Source organism: Aestuariimicrobium sp. T2.26MG-19.2B (assembly GCF_950101875.1).
Taxonomy (GTDB): Bacteria; Actinomycetota; Actinomycetes; order Propionibacteriales; family Propionibacteriaceae; genus Aestuariimicrobium; species Aestuariimicrobium kwangyangense.
Window position 1 is genome coordinate 1596194 of record NZ_CATNLW010000001.1, and the last position, 18140, is coordinate 1614333.

Here is an 18140-nt window from a genome sequence, read left to right on the forward strand (position 1 = left end):
CCCCTCAGACTTCGACGAGACCCGCCTGCTGACCGGCGAATCGGGCGTAGCGGGCGCGAACGCTGGTGCCCCGCTCCAAGGCCTCGTCGTCAGGGGTCAGCGTGATGGTCCCCGGGAGCGTCCAGCGGGGCGCCTGGTCCTGTCCGGAGAGGACCCAGGCGCCCTGTCTGGCCGCCCCCAGCGCCACGTACTCGGCTGTGGGTGGCAGTTCGACCGGCACCCCGAGCACCTCGGGTGCCAGCTGCCGGACGGCCCGCGACTTCGCGCCGCCGCCGATCAGGCTCACCCGGTCCACGTCCACACCCTGGGCGCGGACGGCCTCGATGCCCGCACCCATCAGGCACAGCACCCCTTCGACGGCGGCGCGTGCGTAGTTCTCGCGCGTCGTCGAGGCGAGGGTCATGCCGTGCAGGCTGGCCGTGGCCGTGGGCAGGTTGGGGGTGCGCTCACCGTCGAACCACGGCACCAGCACCAACCCATCCGCTCCGGGGGACGCCGCCAGGGCCAGGTCTGACAGCTCGTCATGGGTCACGCCCAGCAGCGCGCACACGTGGTCGAGCACCCGGGAACCGTTCAGGGTGCAGGCCAGCGGGAGGAACGCGCCCGAGGCGTCGGCGAAGCCGGTCACCAGCCCGCTGGCATCGTGGGTGGGACGGGCCGACACGGCGGCCACCACACCCGAGGTGCCGAGTGAGACGCTGGTCGCACCCGGGTCGAGGCCGAGTCCCAGGGCGGCTCCGGCATTGTCACCGCAGCCCGGGCCCACGACCGCTCCCGGGGCCACCAGGCGAGCTCGTCCCGCGGATTCGTGGGGGCCCAGCACCCGCGGCAGGGCCAGTCGCCGGGCGGCACCCTCGTCGCGCAGGGCCAGCGCCACCAGGTCTCGTCGGTACTCGTTGCTCACCGGGTCGAACCAGCCCGTGCCCGAGGCATCCGAGCGATCGGTGACCAACGCGTCGAAGGGCCCGTCGTGCTGCACGGTGGCACCCTGGAGCTTCCAGGTGAGCCAGTCGTGGGGCAGGCAGACCGCGGCCGTGCGGGCAGCGTTGTCGGGCTCGGCGTCTGCCAGCCAGCGCAGCTTCGAGATCGTCAGGCTGGCCACCGGGACCGAGCCCACCGCGGTGGCCCAGGCGGCCCCGCCGCCCAGGTCGGCCACCAGGTCGCGAGCAGCGCCGGCGGAGCGGGTGTCGTTCCACAACAGTGCCTCGCGGACGACCTCGCCGTGTCGGTCGAGGGCCACCAGCCCGTGCTGCTGCCCCCCGACCGAGATGGCCGCCACGTCGTCCAGCCCGCCGGCCCGTTCTGCGGCCAGCTCCAGTGCCGCCCACCACGCGTCGGGGTGCACGGCCGTGCCGTCGGGATGGTCGGCACGCCCCTCCCGGACGACCTCACCGGTGGCGGCATCGCAGACCAGCACCTTGCACGACTGGGTCGAGGAGTCGACCCCAGCCACGAGCGTCCGGACTGCGGGGTGACGGGACGGGACGGCCATCGACGTTCAGCCGATCAGGTGGCGCAGGGCCAACTGGTGCAACTGCACGTAGTGGTACTCGCGTTCGCCCTTGGCGGCAGCGTCGAACGGCTCGTCGGCGGCCAGGAAGGCGGCCACGTCCTCGTCGTTGCCCAACGTGGGCTCGGCCAACTCGAAGATGCTGGCCTCACGCATGAGCGCCTGCACCTCGGGGTCGGCTCGGAAGGCCTGGGCCTTCTTCTTGAGCATCAGGAAGGTCTCCATGTTGGCCTTCGCCGAGTCCCAGATGCCCTCCATTCCCTCGGTGCGGCTCGGCTTGTAGTCGAAGTGGACCGGGCCCTCGTAGCGCGGGGCTTCGGGGGAGGCGGCGAAGCCGTTCACGAGCAGGTCGACGGTGAAGAAGGCGCTCAGCAGGTCGCCGTGGCCGAACACCAGGTCCTGGTCGTACTTCAGGCCCTTCTGGCCGTTCAGGTCGATGTGGAAGAGCTTGCCGCACTGCAGCGCCTGGGCCAGTCCGTGGGTGTAGTTGAGGTTGGCCATCTGCTCGTGACCCACCTCGGGGTTGAGCCCGACGATGTCGCCGTGCTCGAGCACAGAGATCATCGCCAGCGCGTGCCCGATGGTGGGCAGGAAGATGTCGCCGCGGGGCTCGTTCGGCTTGGGTTCGAGACCGATGCGCAGGTCGTAGCCCTGGCTCTTGATGTAGCCGGCCACCGTGTCGAGACCCTCGCGGTAGCGCTCGTGGGCGGCGAAGAGGTCCTTGGACGAGTCGTACTCGGCGCCCTCACGGCCACCCCACATGACGAAGGTCGAGGCGCCCAGTTCGGCGGCGAGGTCGACATTGCGCAGCACCTTGCGCAGTCCGAAGCGGCGCACGGAGCGGTCGTTCGAGGTGAAGCCCCCGTCCTTGAACACCGGGTGGCTGAAGGTGTTGGTGGTGACCATCTCGATCACCAGGCCCGCGGCGTCCGCGGCCGACTTCAGCTTGGCGACGCGATCGCCGCGCTCCTCGTCGGAGGCGTCGAAGTCCCAGACGTCGTTGTCGTGGAAGGTGATTCCCCAGGCCCCGAGCTCGGCCAGCTTGTCGGCGTACTCCCACGGGTCGAGGGCGCGTCGGGTGCTGGTGCCGAAGGGGTCGGTTCCCGTCCAGCCGACGGTCCACAGACCGAAGCTGAACTTGTCTTCGCGGGTGGGCGTGAGCGCCATGGGATCTCCTCGTCGAGAATTTGTTATGTGGAAAAACTTATGAACCGTGAAGTCCGCTGTCAAGGCGGATGGGCTCGGGTATCGTCACGCTCGTGATCCAGCCCGCCACCCCCGGCCAAGGGGCCCACCAGTCGAGGCTGCGTGAACTGAATCTGGCCACCGTGGTCCGCGCGCTGTTCGCCGAATCGCCCCTGTCCCGGGCCGAGGTGGCGGTCCGGACCGGTCTCACCCGCTCGACGGTGTCGAGGTTGGTGGACGACCTCATCGCCGGCGGTCTGGTGGCCGAACTGGAGCCGACCGGTACCGGCGGCCGTGGTCGTCCGGGGGTGCCCATCGTGCCCGCGCAGGGCACCTGGGTGGGGGTGGGGCTCGAGGTGAACATCGGCCACAGTGCGGTGCGGCTGATCGACCTGGCCGGGGACGTCGTCGCCGAACACGTCGTGCAGGCAGACCACACCGGCTCGGACCCGCACCGGACACTGTCCGAGGTGAGCGAACTCGCCCGCGACCTGCTCGCCGGCACCTCGAGCACGGCCGCAGTGGCGGGAGTGGGGCTGGCGCTCCCCGGTCTGGTCGACACCGAACGGGGTGAGTTGTTGCGCGCGCCGAACCTCGGGTGGGGGGTGGTTCCTGCCGCCCGGATCGTGTCGGCGAGTTTCGGTGGCGACCGCCCGGTTCGCGTCGGCAACGAGGCCGACTTCGCTGCCCTCACCGTGGCCAGGCTGGCGCCCGGTCGTCCCTCCCAACGGTCGGACTTCCTCTACGTCTCGGGTGAGGTCGGCATCGGTTCGGCCCTGGTGCGGGGGAGTGAATGGGTGGCGGGCAGGCACGGCTGGGCCGGCGAGATCGGCCACATCTGTGTCGACCCCGACGGGCTCACCTGTGGCTGCGGGGCCCGCGGCTGCCTCGAGACCGTCGCCGGTCAGCGGGCGCTCCATGCGGCAGCCGGGGTCGAGGGCCGGGAGGAGCTGTTGGCTCGTCTCGCGGCAGGGGACCGACGGGCGATCGCTGCCGTCGAAGCGGCCGGACATGCCCTGGGGCTGGCGCTCTCGGGAGCCCTGAACCTGCTCGACATCTCGGTGGTCGTGCTGGGCGGTCACCTCGGAGAACTGTCGGCGCAGTTGATGCCCGCCCTGTCCCGGGAACTGGAGCTGAGGGTGCTGGCCTCCCCCTTCGACCCGCCGCAGGTCGAACCGCTCGTCATCGACCGTTCGCCCGCGGCGACGGGGGCCGCCCTGGCCGCCCTCGAGGGTGTGCTGCGGGAGCCCGCGAGCTGGATCGCGGTCCCGTCCGTCGGGGCGGGGGGCGCCTGATGGCAACCCGCCCAGTTGCCCCCGGACGTCCTGGATGCCCCCAGTACGTGCCAGTTGCCTCGATTGTGTGCAGTTGCCCTGCGCCTCCCCGGGGGCAAGTGCGCCGGACGAGGGCATGATGGATGGGAGGGGGGCAAGTGGCCCGGCGCGCGGTGCCTCAACCAGTCCCGTCGGTGGCGTGGCTGCCACCCCATGATTGCCTCCCTGATCTTCATCAGCCTGTTCGAACGACGCATCGTCGGCGGGCTCACCGGCGCCGTCAAGGGCTGAGAAAGGACCTTCCATGTCACTGGCCCCTGAGACCCCACGATCCCAGCAGACCCCACGATCCCAGCAGACCTCGCGGGCCGAGCAGACCTCGCGGGCCCAACAGACCTCGCGGGTCGACGAACTGCTCGCCCTGATGACGGTCGACGAGAAGGTCGCCCAGCTGGGCTCGGTCTGGCTGCAGACCGGGGAGGGCGGCGAGGTGGCGCCGATGTCGGGCGAGTTCGCCCGATCGGCCTCCGGCTTCGACGACGCCGTTGTCGACGGACTCGGCCAACTCACCCGCACCTGGGGCACGGTGCCCCTCTCGGTCGAGGAGGGAATCGCCGCCATGAGGGAGCGGCAGCGGGCGGTGGTGGCAGCCTCGCGGTTCGCCATCCCGGCGGTTGCCCACGAGGAGTGCCTCACCGGTTTCACCGCCTTCGGGGCCACGGTGTATCCCACCGCCCTCGCGTGGGGAGCGACGTTCGACCCCGACCTGGTCGAGCGGATGTCCGCGGCGATCGGTTCCGACATGGCTGCCGTGGGCGTGCACCAAGCCCTGTCACCCGTCCTCGACGTCGTGCACGACTACCGCTGGGGAAGGGTCGAGGAGACGATCGGTGAGGACCCCTACCTGGTGGGGACGATCGGGTCGGCCTACGTGCGCGGCCTCGAGCAGGCAGGCATCGTGGCCACCCTCAAGCACTTCGCGGGCTACTCGGCCTCGGTGGCGGCCATGAACCACGGCCCCGTCCGGCTCGGTCGCAGGCATCTGCGTGACGTCGTCCTCGTCCCCTTCGAGATGGCGCTCAACCTCGGTGGGGCGCGCTCGGTGATGAACTCCTACACCGATGTCGACGGTGTGCCCTGTGCGGCCGACAGGTGGTTGCTCACCGACCTGTTGCGCGGTGAGTGGGGGTTCACCGGCACGGTGGTGTCGGACTACTTCGCCGTCAACTTCCTGCACCAGGCCCACCACGTCGCCGAGACCCCACTCGACGCGGCCATGATGGCCCTCAAGGCCGGGCTCGACGTCGAACTCCCGCAGACCCACGCCCTCACCGGGCTGGCGGAGGCCGTCACCTCCGGCAGGTTCCCGGTCGAGATGCTCGACACGGCGGTGCGTCGAGTGCTGGTGCAGAAGGAGGAACTGGGACTGCTGGAGCCCGACTGGCAGCCACGTCTGGACGACGTGGCGAGCATCGACCTCGACAGCCCCAAGAACCGAGCCATCGCCCGCGAGCTCGCGGAGGAGTCGGTGGTGCTCCTCACCAACCAGGGCCGACTGCCACTTCCTCCGCGGAGTCCGATCGCGGTGATCGGCCCGTCGGCGCACGACCCGCTCACCATGATGGGCTGCTATTCCTTCCCCAACCACGTGCTGAAGCACCATCCCGACCTGCCCATGGGTATCGAGGTCCCCTCGATCCTCGATGCCCTGGCCGAGGAGTTCGAGGTGGTGGGGCACGAGACGGGGTGCCTGATCGAGTCGGACGACACCTCGGGGTTCGATGCGGCGGCCGAGCTGGCAGGTCGGAGCGAGGTGACGGTGGTGACGGTCGGTGACATCGCAGGGCTCTTCGGGCACGGCACCTCCGGCGAGGGCATCGACGTGACCGATCTCAGGCTGCCGGGAGTCCAGCACGACCTGGTCGAAAGGGTGCTCGAGACCGGCACCCAGGTGGTGCTGGTCGTCGTCAGTGGGAGGCCCTACGCGTTGGGTGGGTTGGCCGAGCGCTGCGCGGCGGTCGTCCAGGCCTTCTTCCCGGGGGAGGAGGGCGCGGCTGCGGTGGCCGGGGTGCTCAGTGGACGACTGAACCCGTCGGGACGCCTGCCGGTCGGCGTGCCCGCCGTCGCCGGGGGCCAACCCTGGACCTACCTGCTGCCGCCACTGGGCCACTCCGGCAACGGGGCGACCGGGCTGGTGCCAGAGCCGATGTTCCCGTTCGGCCACGGCCTGTCGTACACCACCTTCGAGCTCGATCAGTTGGACCTGTCGGGTGAGGTGATCGCCCCCGACGGAACCCTCACGGTCACGGCCAGGGTCACCAATGCCGGCCCGGTGGCGGGCACGCACGTCGTGCAGCTGTACGTGCGCGACGAGGTGGCCCAGGTCACCAGCCCCGTGCGAAGGCTCCTCGGCTACGCGCGCGTGCCTCTGGCCGCGGGGGAGAGCAGGCGGGTGAGCTTCCAGGTCCACGCCGATCGCACCGCGTTCACCGGCGTGTCGATGGAGCGCATCGTCGAGCCCGGATGGTTCACCCTCTGGGTCGGGTCCAGCTCGACCGACCTGCCACTGAAGGCTCGCTTCCGGGTCGAGGGGCCCGTCCGTGTGGTCGGACATGATCGGGTGCTGACGACACCGACGCAGATCGGGCCCTCCGAAGAAGGCCAGGGATCCTGATGGGCGTGACCCGGTTCGGGATCGTCGGATCGGGGTGGCGCACCCGCTTCCTGTTGAGGGTGGCCGCCGCATCCGCCGGCAGACTGGTGCCGGTGGGGGTCGTGGTGCGCAACCCGGCGAAACGCGAGCAGCTCACCGGCTGGGGAGTGCCCATCGTGGCAGGTGTCGGTGACCTCGCCGATCTCGGCTGCGAGTTCGTCGTGGCGGCCGTCGACTGGGCCAGCATGCCGTCCATGATCGAGCAGCTCCTCGGGCTCGGGCACCACGTTCTGGCCGAGACACCGCCCGCCCCCGACCTCGATGGCCTGCGCGGCCTGTGGGCCTCAGTGGGCAACGAGCCACGGGTACAGATTGCCGAGCAGTACCTGCTGATGCCGGGGCACGCCGCACGGCTGGCGATTGCCCGAAGCGGCGCCATCGGGCAGGTCACCGGGGTTGAGGTCTCGTCCACGCACATGTACCACGCCGTCTCGATGATCCGGGGCCTGCTCGGCTCGGGGGACGCCTGCCCCAGTGTGACGGCCCTGCGTCACTGGGCACCGTTGGCCGACCCGTTGGGACCTGAGGGTGCGCGCCTCCTTCAGCCAGAGCCACGCAGCACCACGCTTGCCATGCTCGACTTCGGCGCAGGCGTCGGCCTCTACGACTTCGTCGAGAACCAATGGTGGAACCGCCTGCGCGGGCGGCGGATCGTGGTGCGTGGCAGTCTCGGCGAGATCAGTGACGACGTGGTCACACGCCTCGTCGACGGCGAGGTGGTCACATCGAGACTGGAGTACCAGCGGATGGGTGCCGATCTTGACCTTGAGCAGCTCGACCTGCGCCACGTCTCGTTCGACGGCTCGGTGCTATGGCGCAATCGGTGGCAGGGAGGTCATTTGTCGGACGATGACCTCGCCGTGGCCGACCTGCTGGCTGCGGCCGGGTCCCATGCTCGCGGGGAGGGTCCCGCGCCCTATCCGCTGGCGCAGGCCTGCCACGACCACGCCATCGCCCTGGCGATCGAGCAGTCGGCTGACCGTGGTGACAGGGTCACGGTGGACGACGAACTGCCCTGGCTGGGAGCCCTCGCGCCGGGTCGTGACGCGACGGGCCCAGCAGCCACCTGAGCCGTGGCAGGGGACCCGATTGACATGAGGATTCTCACAGCCCAAAGCCGCATCCGACGCTAGTGGTCGCATACCCTCAGGGGTATCGTCAAAGCATGAAGCGGGTTCTGATCCTGGGTGCCGGGACGGCTGGCACCATGCTGGCGAACCACCTGCGGCGCGAGCTGTCAGGCGACGAGTGGTCGATCACGGTCGTGGACCGGGACAATGACCACCACTACCAACCCGGCTACCTGTTCATCCCGTTCGGGATGTACCAGCCGGACCGGGTGCGCAAACCTCGCACGCGCTACCTGCCGCCGGGTGTGGACTTCATCGAGAGTGCTGTCCTCAGGGTGCGGGCCGACGATTCGGAGGTCGACCTCGAGAACGGACGGGTGCTCGGCTACGACTGGTTGCTGGTGGCCTCCGGTACCCGACCACGTCCCGACCTCACCCCGGGCATGGCCGACGGAGGGCTGTGGCACACCAAGGTGTTCGACTTCTACACCCTCGAGGGAGCCACCCGGCTGCACGAGGCCCTCGAGGCGTTCACGGGTGGCAAGCTGCTCGTCCAACTGACCGACATGCCGATCAAGTGCCCCGTCGCACCGCTCGAGTTCGTCTTCCTCGCCGAGGACTGGTTCCGCAAGCGCGGCATCAGGCACAAGGTCGACATCACCTACGTCACCCCACTCGACGGCGCGTTCACCAAGCCTGTCGCCTCCCACGAGCTCGGCAGCCTGCTGGCTGATCGGTCCATCAGATTGGCCCCCGACTTCGCGCTGGAGCGGATCGACAACGACCGGCAGATGATCGTCTCGTACGACGGGCGGGAGTTGCCCTTCGACCTGTTGGTGACGATCCCGTTGAACACCGGGCAGCAGTTCGTCATCGACTCCGGGCTGGGCGACGAGAACGGCTTCATCCCGGTCGACAAGGCGACGCTGCGCTCGATCGCGCACGAGAACATCTTCGTGCTGGGCGATGCCAGCAACATCCCGACCTCGAAGGCAGGGTCGGTGGCCCACTTCTCCGTCGAGACCTTCGTCCCCAACTTCCTGGAGGTCGTCAACGGCAAGCCGATGACCCACTCGTTCGACGGGCACGCGAACTGCTTCATCGAATCCGGCCGCGGTCAGGCCCTGCTTCTCGACTTCAACTACGACACCCAACCCCTCACCGGCAGCTATCCGCTGCCCGCCGTGGGGCCGATGAAGCTGTTGGGCCGCTCCCGGCTCAACCACCTGGGCAAGCTCGCCTTCGAGCAGATGTACTGGCGGCTGCTCCTGCCCGGACACAAACTGCCCGTCCCGACGCTGATGTCGATGGCCGGCAAGCACGAGGAGGAATGACGTGCCCACCAACACCCTGAACGGCCGCAGCTTCCAGGTCAACGACGAGGGGTTCCTGACCCGTCGCGACGAATGGGACGAGGACCTCGCCCTCGACCTGGCCGCCCTCATCGGCGTCGAACTGGACGAGGCCCACTGGGCCCCGCTGCGGTTCATGCGCGAGGACTCGGCAACCAGTGGCATCACCCCCACGCTCCGCCGGATGCAGACCGTGGGCGGCTTCGACATCAAGGAGCTCTACCGCCTCTACCCCGGCAAGCCCGCCAAGAAGATGGCCTGGCTGGCCGGGCTGCCCAAACCCGTCGGCTGCGTCTAGAACCCGTGAACCAGGAGAACTGTCATGAACGCCACGACTGAGGCACCTGCCCCGACCGGGTCCCGCACCGCCGTGAGGGTGCCCGACGGCTTCATCATGCCCGACTTCGGCCCTCGCCCCGGTGGCGCTGCTGCCCCCGCGACGGGTGAAGGGGTCGTCGGCAGCGTGCCCACGTACGCCGGTCCGCGCAAGATCGCCTTCATCTGCTCGAAGGGCAACCTCGACATGGCCTACCCCGCGCTGATCATGGGCAACGCCGCCCTCAGCGAAAGCTGCGAGGTGCACATCTTCTTCACCTTCTGGGGCCTGGACATCCTCAACACCAAGCTCAACCACAAGCTGCGCTACACCATGACCGGGAACACGGCAATGCACATGCCCGAGCTCGGGCGGCTGCGGCCGGGCGCCGAGCACCTCTCGCTGCCTCAGCAGCTCGGATCGCTGCCCGGCATGACGACCTACGCCACCCGCACCATGAAGAAGATGATGGAGGCCGAGGACATCCCCGAGATCCCGGAGTTCCTCGACATGATCGCGGCTGCGGGTGCCCACCTGTATGCCTGCAAGCTCACCTTCGACATGTACAAGATGCTCGAGGCCGACCTTCACCCCGCCTGCGAAGGAGTGATCTCGGCTGCCGACTTCATCGTCATCTCCGAGGGCGCGCAAGTGATCTTCGTGTAGGGGTGGTGCTCGTGCAGGGTGATCGTCGCTCGGCCTCCTTGTCCTCCAGGGTCAGCGGCGAGTTGCTGCAGCCAGTGCATCTGAACGGCCGATCGCGTCCCGAACGGGACGCGATCGGCCGTTCAGGTTCACCACCTGCACACTCCGCGGCGGAGCCGCGAGGATGGGGTCATGACTCCCCATCAGTTCGTGCGCCGTGACCACCAGCAGTTGCTCGGCCCCGACGGTCGGCCCCACCATTTCCGCGGTGTCGGGATCGGCAACTGGTTGCTGGTCGAGGGCTACATGTGGGGCTTCTTCGAGGGGGCGACCAGACCGCGGCTGATGGAGGCCGAGCTGGCCTCGCTGGCCGGTGAGGGGTGGGCGGGCGAGTTCTGGCCCCGCTTCCGTGACGCCTTCTTCACCGAGGCCGACGTCGCCGCGATCGCCGATGCAGGGTTCGACCACCTGCGGGTGCCCTTCAACTGGCGGTTGTTCATGGACGAATCGCGCCAACTGGACGATCCCGAAGTCTGGCTCGACGGAGGATTCACGCGGCTGCAGCAGGTCGTTGCCTGGTGCGGCCACCACGGACTGCTGGTGCTGTTCGACCTGCACGGCGCTCCCGGCGGACAGACGGGGTCGAACATCGACGACTCCGAGCACGATCGCCCGGAGGTGTTCGAGGAGCCTCACCGCAGCCGTTGCATCGCGTTGTGGACCGAGATCGCCCGCCGCTTCGCCGACGAGCCCGTCGTGATGGGTTATGACCTGCTCAACGAACCGTGCCGCGACGAGTTCCAGCACCAGCACGCCGGCGACCTCGTCTCCCTCTACCGCGACCTGACGGCGGCCATTCGCAGCGTCGACCGGAACCACCTGCTGATGTACGAGGGTTCGCACTGGGCGACGAACTTCTCGATCTTCGACGAGGTCTGGGACGACAACTCCTGCCTCCAGTTCCACCGCTACTGGGAGGAGCCCGACCTGGCCGGGCTCGACAAGTTCCGCCAGCCGGCAGCCAGGCTCGACCTACCGCTGTACATGGGCGAGGGAGGCGAGAACACCCCCGAGTGGCTGCGGCAGGCCTTCGGCGGCTATGACGAGCTGGGCATCTCCTGGAACTTCTGGCCGTGGAAGAAACTCGCCACCCAGACCTCACCCGCCGATGCTCCGGCCCCGCCGGGGTGGGACGAGATCGTGTCCACCTTCTCCGCGGTGACCAGCCAGACCAGCTCCAGCCAGACCAGCCCCAGCGCCCCGGTGCCAGACCGGCAGACGACCCGGATGCTGTTCGACCAGGCTCTGGAGGCCTTCCGACTCGAGAACTGTCGGTGGCGTCCCGAGATCGTCGAGGCCCTGCTGCCCGGCTCGGCCGTGACCCCTGCAGCCTCAGCCGAGTGACTCCAGCTTCCACAGCATCGCCGAACCCTCCACCGCGACGTCGAGGGGTCCCCATCCCGGGGGCAGTGGCAGGTCGATCGTGTGCCACCCGGGCTCGGCCGGTAGCTGTATCTCGCGTCTGGAGTCGAAGCTGACGAACAGCCGGGCTCGACCTCGGCCTCGTCCGACGTGGAGTCGTACCGGGCCGTTGACGGTGACCTCACGCCAGGACATGCCGCCCACCCCGGGGCCGAGCGCGCGGACGGCTGTGCCGCGGTCCCCCGGTGCCGCCACGAACTCGACGCTCTGGTGGTCATCCGCCGTCCAGCCCAACAACGGCCATGTCACCGGTGGCGGGTCGTCGGCTTCGATGGCCAGCTCGGCCGACACCACGGGGGTGAGGCAGTCGCGGCCCACGTAGAGGCGCCACCGGGACCGTTCCACGCGCCACGACCCGCTGCGCACCGACCACGTCGCCAGCCGCTGGCTCGACACCGGCAGGCTGACGCGCACCGATTCGCCGGGGTGGAGCCGAACCCACCGGTGCGCGACCAGCACCCGCAGGGGTGCCGACAGCGGGTGTTCCAACGCCGAGGCGTAGACCTGCACGAGTTCGTCGACGACCCGCTCACCCACATTCGTGACCGTCACCGTGGCGGTGGTCACCTCGATGTCCGGCGGCAGACCCAGCGCCGGTTCCCCCGGCTGGGTCACCCGGACGCGCTGGTTCTTCAGGTCGAGGTCCGAGAACTCGGTGCGGGAGTAGCCCAGTCCGTGCCCGAACGCGAACTCGGGCGTCGCCCGGCTCCACTGGTAGGTCAGCCCGGAGCCCATCACGTCGTAGTCGAACAGCCCACCGGCGTCGACCTCGTCGGCCCACCAGGTCTGGGCCAGGCGGGCCCTCGGTCCCACCGCACCCGTCAGCACGTCGACCACACCATGGCCGAGTTCCTGACCGGCGTGGGAGGTCCACACGACGGCGTCGGCCTGTTCGGCGAGAGAGCCCAGCGCGTAGGGGTAGCTCGAGACCAGGACGAGCACCCGGGGGGCGGACGAGTTGGCGGTGGCCGACCAGAGCGCCACCTGCGAACCCGGCAGTGACAAGCCCGGACGATCCTGCGTCTCGCGCCCCTGCAGATGCGGGTCATTGCCCAGCACCACCCAGACCTCGTCGTGTCCGGAGGCCAGCTGCGCGGCTCTGTCGACCCCCGACGAGACCACCTGCCGGTGCCAGCGGTCGGCCTGGGCCAGTGTGGGGGCGGTGGCACTGACCAGGCCACCGAAGTGCTCGTGGCGCAGCCATCGTCCCGAACCGACGTGCTGCAGTGACCAACTGCCGTCGTCGTGGCGGTGTTCGCGGAACTCCTCACGGGCCACCCACCCCCCCGGGCGGGTCGAGTCGACCATCACCATGCCGTTGTCCTGGCCGCTCCACAACAGCCCGGTGGCATGGTCGGTGATCGTGACCGAGTCCGCACCCCACCCGATCACCCGGTGCACGGCTGGGTCGGCCAGTGGTTCGGCCAGCACCAGGGCCCCATCCTCGTCGCGCGTCAGGGCGTGTCCGGGGAAGCGGGGGTCGAGTGAGGTGAACGCGACGTGGTCGGAGCCGTCGTCGCTGGTGACCAGCCAACCCGCCTCCCGGGCGGCGCCGGCGATGGTGACCGAGTAGGGCGGGGTGCCGGAGTACCAGTCGTGCTTGACCACCTCGGACTGCGGACCGACCACCGCCAGCCGGTGTGGGCCCCCGTCGGCCGCAGGGGTCGAGGGATTCGTGGGCAGCGCCCCCCGATTCTCGAGCACCACCACCTGGCCGGCGGCCGCGCGGCGCGCGAGGGAGCGGTGTGCGGGGGTGTCGACCTGCTCGGCGCCGATGCCAGTCCACGGGTCGTCGTCGGGGGAGAACTCGCCCGTCCGCGCCCTGAGCAGCAGCAGCCGACGGGCGGCCGTCCGCACCAGGTCGACACCCAGCAGCCCGGCGTCGAGGGCGGCACGCAGGGCGTCGACCACCGGTGCCGGGTTGCGGTCGCCATCGGTGAAGGAGTCGAGGCCGGCCCTGACGGCTGCGGCGTGCGAGGCCGGCCGCGAGTCGAAGGCGCGCTCGGCGCCACTGAGGTTGGTGGGTGCCCAGGCATCAGAGACCGTGACCACCTCGGGGTCGAACCGACGCACCTCGTCCATCAGCTCGGCATGCACGTGGCAAGGCCGCCCGTTGACCAGGTTGTAGGCAGGCATCACGGCCCCCACGGCCCGCGCCGCCAACGGCAGCTGGAAGGCGGGCAGGTCGTACTCGTGCAGCACGCGCGGTGACAGGGACGACGAGCTGGTGCACCGATCGGTCTCGTTGTTGTAGGCGAGCAGGTGCTTCAACGTCGGCACGACCCGCCAGTGGGTCGGGTGCTGGCCGCGCATGCCTGAGGCATAGGCCGCGGCCATCGCACCGGTCAGGTGGGGGTCCTCCGACCAGCCCTCCTCGTTGCGGCCCCACAAGGGGTTGCGCAGGGGATTGACCACCGGGGCCCACGCGTTGAGTGAGTTCTGCTCGGGGTCGCGGACGTGCATGGCCCTCAGCTCGACGCCCACGGCCGCGCCGATGTCGGTGACCAGCTCCGGGTCGAAGCTGGCGGCCAGGCCCACGGGTTGGGGGAACACCGTGGCGACCCCTCGCCAGGCAACTCCGTGGGCCGCCTCCTGTCCGGTGTGGAAGCCGGCCAGGCCCAGACGGGGGATCGCTGGCTGGTCCTGGTGCAGCAGGGTGACGAGTTCGTCGTCGGTCAGCTCCGCCAGCAGGCGGTCGACGGTGGTCTCGAAGGTGGTGCAGCGGTCAGTCACGGACCCATCCTCGCCTGACCTGACCAGCCAACGCCATGTTTTGGGTGTCGAAGAAACAAATATGTCGAAGCGCTTCACTTTTGGCCCGGCTGTCGTCTACTGTCAGCCTGTCGAATCGCTTCGACAGTGGGCGGCCGCGATGCCGGTGGCCCCTCAGCTGGCTCTCTCACAAGGAAGTGACACTGCTCATGTCGATTGATCTGTCCCGCCGAAGGTTCCTGGGCGCGCTCGGTCTGGGAGCCGCCGCCGTGGTCGGCCCCACCGTGCTCGCTGGCTGCCGTACCCAAGGAGCGGGGGCACCTGCCGGTGACCCGTCGCAGGCGGCCAACGCCCTCGTCCCCGACTACGCCGTCAAGCAGTACGCGAAGCCCGACTACCCACCGCCGGCCAACGGCTTCGAGAAGATCCCCGACTCGTTCGTGAAGGCCTACGACAAGCCCCCGGGCTCGGGCAGCACCATCGCCGTGATGACCCCGCTGTGGGGCGCCATCCCACGCACCAGCGGCAACAAGTACTTCGACGGGCTCAACACCCGCATCGGGTCGACGCTGAAGTTCTCGATCTCGGACGGCAACACCTACGGCGACAAGATGGCCACGGTGATGGCATCGAAGAAGGACCTGCCCGACTGGCTGTGCCTCACCACCTGGAACCTGCCGGCGCGGTTCTCGGACACCGCGGCCGACCTGTTCGAGGACCTGTCCCCCTACATCGCCGGTGACAAGGTCAAGGACTACCCGAACCTCGCCTCGGTGCCCACCGACTCGTGGCGGTACTGCGTCTACAACGGCACCCTGGTCGGCATCCCGATGCCTGACGCCGGCATCCCGAACCCGCTGTTCTACCGGGCCGACCTCTTCAAGAAGTACGGCGTCACCCAGCTGCCGACCACTCCGGATGAGGTGATCGAGGTCGCCAAGCAGCTCACCGATCCCAAGGCGGGCCGTTACGGCTGTGACGACCTGTGGAACCAGGCCGTGAACTTCTTCCACGTGCCGCCGAAGTGGCAGAAGGACGACTCCGGCAACCTCGTGCACCGGGTCGAGACCCAGGAGTACAGGCAGGCGCTGGAGTGGACCGCGAGGCTGTTCAAGGCCGGGGTCGTGCACCCCGATGCCGTGGCGGGCAACGGTGGCGACGCCAAGCAGCGCTTCGAGTCGGGCAAGACGCTGATGCTCTCCGACGGCATCGGTGGCTGGGCCGAGGCACTGCAGCGTCAACTGCCCTCGAACCCTGACTACAGCCAGTTGCCCATGCCGGTGATCGGCAACGGTTCGGGTGACCCCGTGGTCTGGAAGGGCCCGGCCATGGGCATCTTCTCGGCCATCAAGAAGGGCTTGGGTGAGGCCAAGGTCAAGGAGATCCTGAAGGTCGCCGACTTCCTGGCTGCTCCTTTCGGCACCGAGGAGTACAACCTCGTCAACTACGGCGTCGAGGGCACCCACTACACCCTGGACGAGAACCGGCTGCCCAAGCTCACCGACCTGGGTGCCGCCGAGGTCCAGCCCACCTACATCTTCCTGGCCTCGCCCGCACCGTCGGTCGCCAAGGTGCAGTACCCCGGCTACGTCAAGGCCTACTCCGAGTGGGTCAACACCACGGCCACCTTCTTCAAGGAGCCATTGTTCTACGGCATGAACATCACCGAACCCACCCGCCTGGCCTCGATCGGGGCATCCTTCGCCGATCTCGAGAAGGACATCGTGCGTGGCCGCAAGACCATGGCCGACCTCGACAAGGCGATCGCGACCTGGAAGAAGGCCGGGGGCGAGGAATTGCGCACCATGTACAAGAAGGTGCTGGACGAGGCGACGCCCAAGTGAGCGCTGTCACTGCAGACCGTGAGCGTGAGGCCGGTTCGCCGACCTCACGCCGCCGGCGCCCCGTTGCCGGGACGGCGGTGACCCGGCCACCCGTGCCGGTGCGCAAGCTCAGCGTGTGGACGAGGCTCAGGAAGGACCGTCCGCTGATCCTGATGACACTGCCGGGGGTGATCCTGCTGGTCGTGTTCGCCTACGTGCCGATGCTGGGCAACATCATCGCGTGGCAGGAGTACAACCCGGTGCGGGGCTTCGTCGACAGCCCGTTCGTCGCCTGGGACAACTTCGTCCGCGTCTTCCAGAACCCCAGCTTCGCCCTGGCGGTGAAGAACACGCTGGTGATCACGGCCTTCCAGTTGGTCTTCTACTTCCCCGTGCCGGTCGTGTTGGCACTGTTGCTGAACAGCGTGCTGTCGGTGAAGGTGCGAACCTTCATCCAGTCGGTGGTCTACCTGCCCCACTTCTTCAGTTGGGTGATCGTGGTGACCGTCTTCCAGCAGATGTTCGGCGGCGCCGGACTGGTGAACCGGGTGCTGATCGACCATGGCATGCAGCCGTTCGACCTGATGACCAACCCCAACACCTTCCTGGTGCTGATCACCTCACAGGCGATCTGGAAGGACGCCGGCTGGGGGATCATCATCTTCCTGGCCGCCCTGTCGACCGTCGACCCGGCCCTCTACGAGGCGGTCGCGATCGACGGCGGCAACGGGTGGCGACGCATGTGGCACGTCACGCTGCCGGCGCTGCGCTCGGTGGTGGTGCTGCTGCTGATCCTGAGGCTGGGCGATGCCCTCAATGTCGGCTTCGAACAGCTGATCCTGCAGCGGGCCGCCGTGGGAACCGACGTCTCCGAGGTGATCGACACCTACGTGTACTACCAAGGCGTGATTGCCGGTGACTGGGGCTTCGCCACGGCCGCCGGCCTGATGAAAGGCGTGGTGAGTCTGTTGCTCGTCCTCGGTGCGAACAAGATCGCCCACATGGTCGGTGAGGCGGGGGTGTACCAGAAAGCATGAGTACCCAAGCAGCCGTTCCCGGCCTCGACGCCGCCCAGGCGCCGATCACCCTGCAGCCCAACCCCCTCCAGACCGGTGCCGGCACCTCCCGGCGCATCAGGCGCAACCCCAACCGGCCCGTCTACCAGGAGCCCCCGACCTTCCTCGGCACCACCCTCAGGGTGCTGGTGCTGGTGTTGATCACGCTGGCGGTGCTCTTCCCGTTGTGGTCGATCCTGGTCACCTCGTTCTCGACCAACGACTCCGTCACCCGGTCGGGAGGCATGGTCACCCTGCCCCGAGGGCTGACCCTGTCGGCCTACAAGCAGATCCTGGCCGGGGGCATCGTCACCCGTGCCGCGCTGGTGTCGGTCTTCGTCACGGTCGTCGGCGTGGCCATCTCGACGACGGTCTCGGTGCTGGCCGCCTGGGGGCTGTCGAAGCCGACCTCGTTCGGTCATCGTCCCTTGCTGTTCGTCTTCCTGATCACCATGTTCTTCGGGGCGGGCATGATCCCCAGCTACCTGCTGGTGAGCGAACTGGGACTGCTCGACAGCCTCTGGTCGCTGATCCTGCCGGGCTGCGTGTCGGCCTTCAACGTCTTGATCCTGCGCAACTTCTTCATGGCGATCGAGCCGGCGATCATCGAGGCTGCCCGCATCGATGGCGCGGGGGAGTGGCGCATCCTGACCAGGATCGTGCTGCCGCTGTCGGCCGCCGTGATCGCCGTGGTCGCCCTGTTCTACGGGGTGGGCTACTGGAACGCCTTCTTCAACGCGATGCTCTACATCAACGACAACACCAAATGGCCGCTGCAACTGGTGCTGCGCTCCTACGTGTTGCAGGGGGTCTCGTTGCCGGGTGCCGACCCGGGCCAGATCGACGTGCGCGAGGGCCAGGTCACCGGCCTTCCCATCAAGATGGCTGTCGTGGTGCTGGCGATCATCCCGATCCTGGTGGTCTACCCCTTCGTGCAGAAGCACTTCACCAAGGGCGTCATCTTCGGCGCCGTGAAGGGCTGATCGTCGTGGGGCGTGGTCAT

13 protein-coding genes are annotated in these 18140 nt (G+C 68.7%); 10 read left to right on the top strand and 3 right to left on the bottom strand.

Annotation, left to right across the window (positions count from 1 at the left end):
- Positions 1-4 precede the first annotated feature (4 nt).
- Complete coding sequence (xylB, locus tag QQZ11_RS07165) at positions 5-1453, bottom strand: xylulokinase (protein ID WP_284549548.1); 1449 nt, start codon at positions 1451-1453, stop codon at positions 5-7.
- A 45-nt stretch (positions 1454-1498) separates the two neighbouring features.
- On the bottom strand, positions 1499-2677 hold the full coding sequence (xylA, locus tag QQZ11_RS07170; protein WP_284549550.1) for a xylose isomerase: 1179 nt from the start codon (positions 2675-2677) through the stop codon (positions 1499-1501).
- Positions 2678-2769: 92 nt separating this feature from the next.
- Between xylA and QQZ11_RS07175 the strand changes: the two genes are divergently transcribed.
- From QQZ11_RS07175 to QQZ11_RS07205, 7 genes are all read left to right on the top strand, one after another.
- Entirely contained in the window at positions 2770-3990 is a 1221-nt protein-coding gene (locus QQZ11_RS07175) for an ROK family transcriptional regulator (protein ID WP_284549552.1), read from the top strand.
- 283 nt (positions 3991-4273) lie between these two features.
- Complete coding sequence (locus QQZ11_RS07180) at positions 4274-6643, top strand: glycoside hydrolase family 3 N-terminal domain-containing protein (protein WP_284549554.1); 2370 nt, start codon at positions 4274-4276, stop codon at positions 6641-6643.
- A gap of 5 nt (positions 6644-6648) precedes the next feature.
- Positions 6649-7752, top strand: coding sequence for a Gfo/Idh/MocA family oxidoreductase (locus QQZ11_RS07185; RefSeq protein ID WP_284549555.1), 1104 nt, complete (start codon positions 6649-6651; stop codon positions 7750-7752).
- Between the two features lie 95 nt (positions 7753-7847).
- Positions 7848-9086: a type III sulfide quinone reductase, selenoprotein subtype gene (gene sqr / locus QQZ11_RS07190; RefSeq protein WP_284549556.1), complete on the top strand. Its 1239-nt coding sequence runs from the start codon at positions 7848-7850 to the stop codon at positions 9084-9086.
- 1 nt (position 9087) lies between these two features.
- A complete protein-coding gene (locus QQZ11_RS07195; protein WP_026378187.1) occupies positions 9088-9402 on the top strand; it encodes a TusE/DsrC/DsvC family sulfur relay protein in 315 nt (104 codons plus the stop codon).
- Between the two features lie 24 nt (positions 9403-9426).
- Positions 9427-10086: a DsrE/DsrF/DrsH-like family protein gene (locus QQZ11_RS07200; protein WP_284549557.1), complete on the top strand. Its 660-nt coding sequence runs from the start codon at positions 9427-9429 to the stop codon at positions 10084-10086.
- 171 nt (positions 10087-10257) lie between these two features.
- Positions 10258-11469 (top strand): glycoside hydrolase family 5 protein, encoded by a 1212-nt coding sequence (locus QQZ11_RS07205; protein WP_284549559.1) that lies wholly within the window; start codon positions 10258-10260, stop codon positions 11467-11469.
- Here QQZ11_RS07205 and QQZ11_RS07210 read toward each other — a convergent pair.
- Entirely contained in the window at positions 11458-14280 is a 2823-nt protein-coding gene (locus QQZ11_RS07210; protein WP_284549561.1) for a glycoside hydrolase family 3 N-terminal domain-containing protein, read from the bottom strand. The two genes, QQZ11_RS07205 and QQZ11_RS07210, sit on opposite strands and share 12 nt — an antisense overlap.
- Positions 14281-14468: 188 nt before the next feature.
- Here QQZ11_RS07210 and QQZ11_RS07215 point away from each other — a divergent pair, with 188 nt between their 5' ends.
- From QQZ11_RS07215 to QQZ11_RS07225, 3 genes are read left to right on the top strand one after another with little or no spacing between them, the layout of a single operon-like run.
- Positions 14469-16103, top strand: a complete 1635-nt coding sequence (locus QQZ11_RS07215) for an extracellular solute-binding protein (protein ID WP_284549563.1) — start codon at positions 14469-14471, stop codon at positions 16101-16103.
- Positions 16100-17119 carry an ABC transporter permease gene (locus QQZ11_RS07220; protein ID WP_284549565.1) on the top strand — a complete coding sequence of 340 codons (1020 nt, stop codon included), beginning with the start codon at positions 16100-16102 and terminating at the stop codon, positions 17117-17119. The genes QQZ11_RS07215 and QQZ11_RS07220 overlap by 4 nt, the downstream gene beginning before the upstream one ends.
- Entirely contained in the window at positions 17116-18120 is a 1005-nt protein-coding gene (locus QQZ11_RS07225) for a carbohydrate ABC transporter permease (protein WP_284549568.1), read from the top strand. Before QQZ11_RS07220 ends, QQZ11_RS07225 begins: the two co-directional genes overlap by 4 nt.
- Positions 18121-18140 lie beyond the last annotated feature (20 nt).

Excerpts from the sequence above, each read along its gene's own strand:
- QQZ11_RS07225 (WP_284549568.1), top strand. The coding sequence starts at position 17,116 with ATGAGTACCCAAGCAGCCGTTCCCGGCCTCGACGCCGCCCAGGCGCCG.
- xylA (WP_284549550.1), bottom strand. The coding sequence starts at position 2,677 with ATGGCGCTCACGCCCACCCGCGAAGACAAGTTCAGCTTCGGTCTGTGG.
- sqr (WP_284549556.1), top strand. The coding sequence starts at position 7,848 with ATGAAGCGGGTTCTGATCCTGGGTGCCGGGACGGCTGGCACCATGCTG.
- QQZ11_RS07215 (WP_284549563.1), top strand. The coding sequence starts at position 14,469 with ATGTCGATTGATCTGTCCCGCCGAAGGTTCCTGGGCGCGCTCGGTCTG.
- QQZ11_RS07205 (WP_284549559.1), top strand. The coding sequence starts at position 10,258 with ATGACTCCCCATCAGTTCGTGCGCCGTGACCACCAGCAGTTGCTCGGC.
- QQZ11_RS07180 (WP_284549554.1), top strand. The coding sequence starts at position 4,274 with ATGTCACTGGCCCCTGAGACCCCACGATCCCAGCAGACCCCACGATCC.
- QQZ11_RS07200 (WP_284549557.1), top strand. The coding sequence starts at position 9,427 with ATGAACGCCACGACTGAGGCACCTGCCCCGACCGGGTCCCGCACCGCC.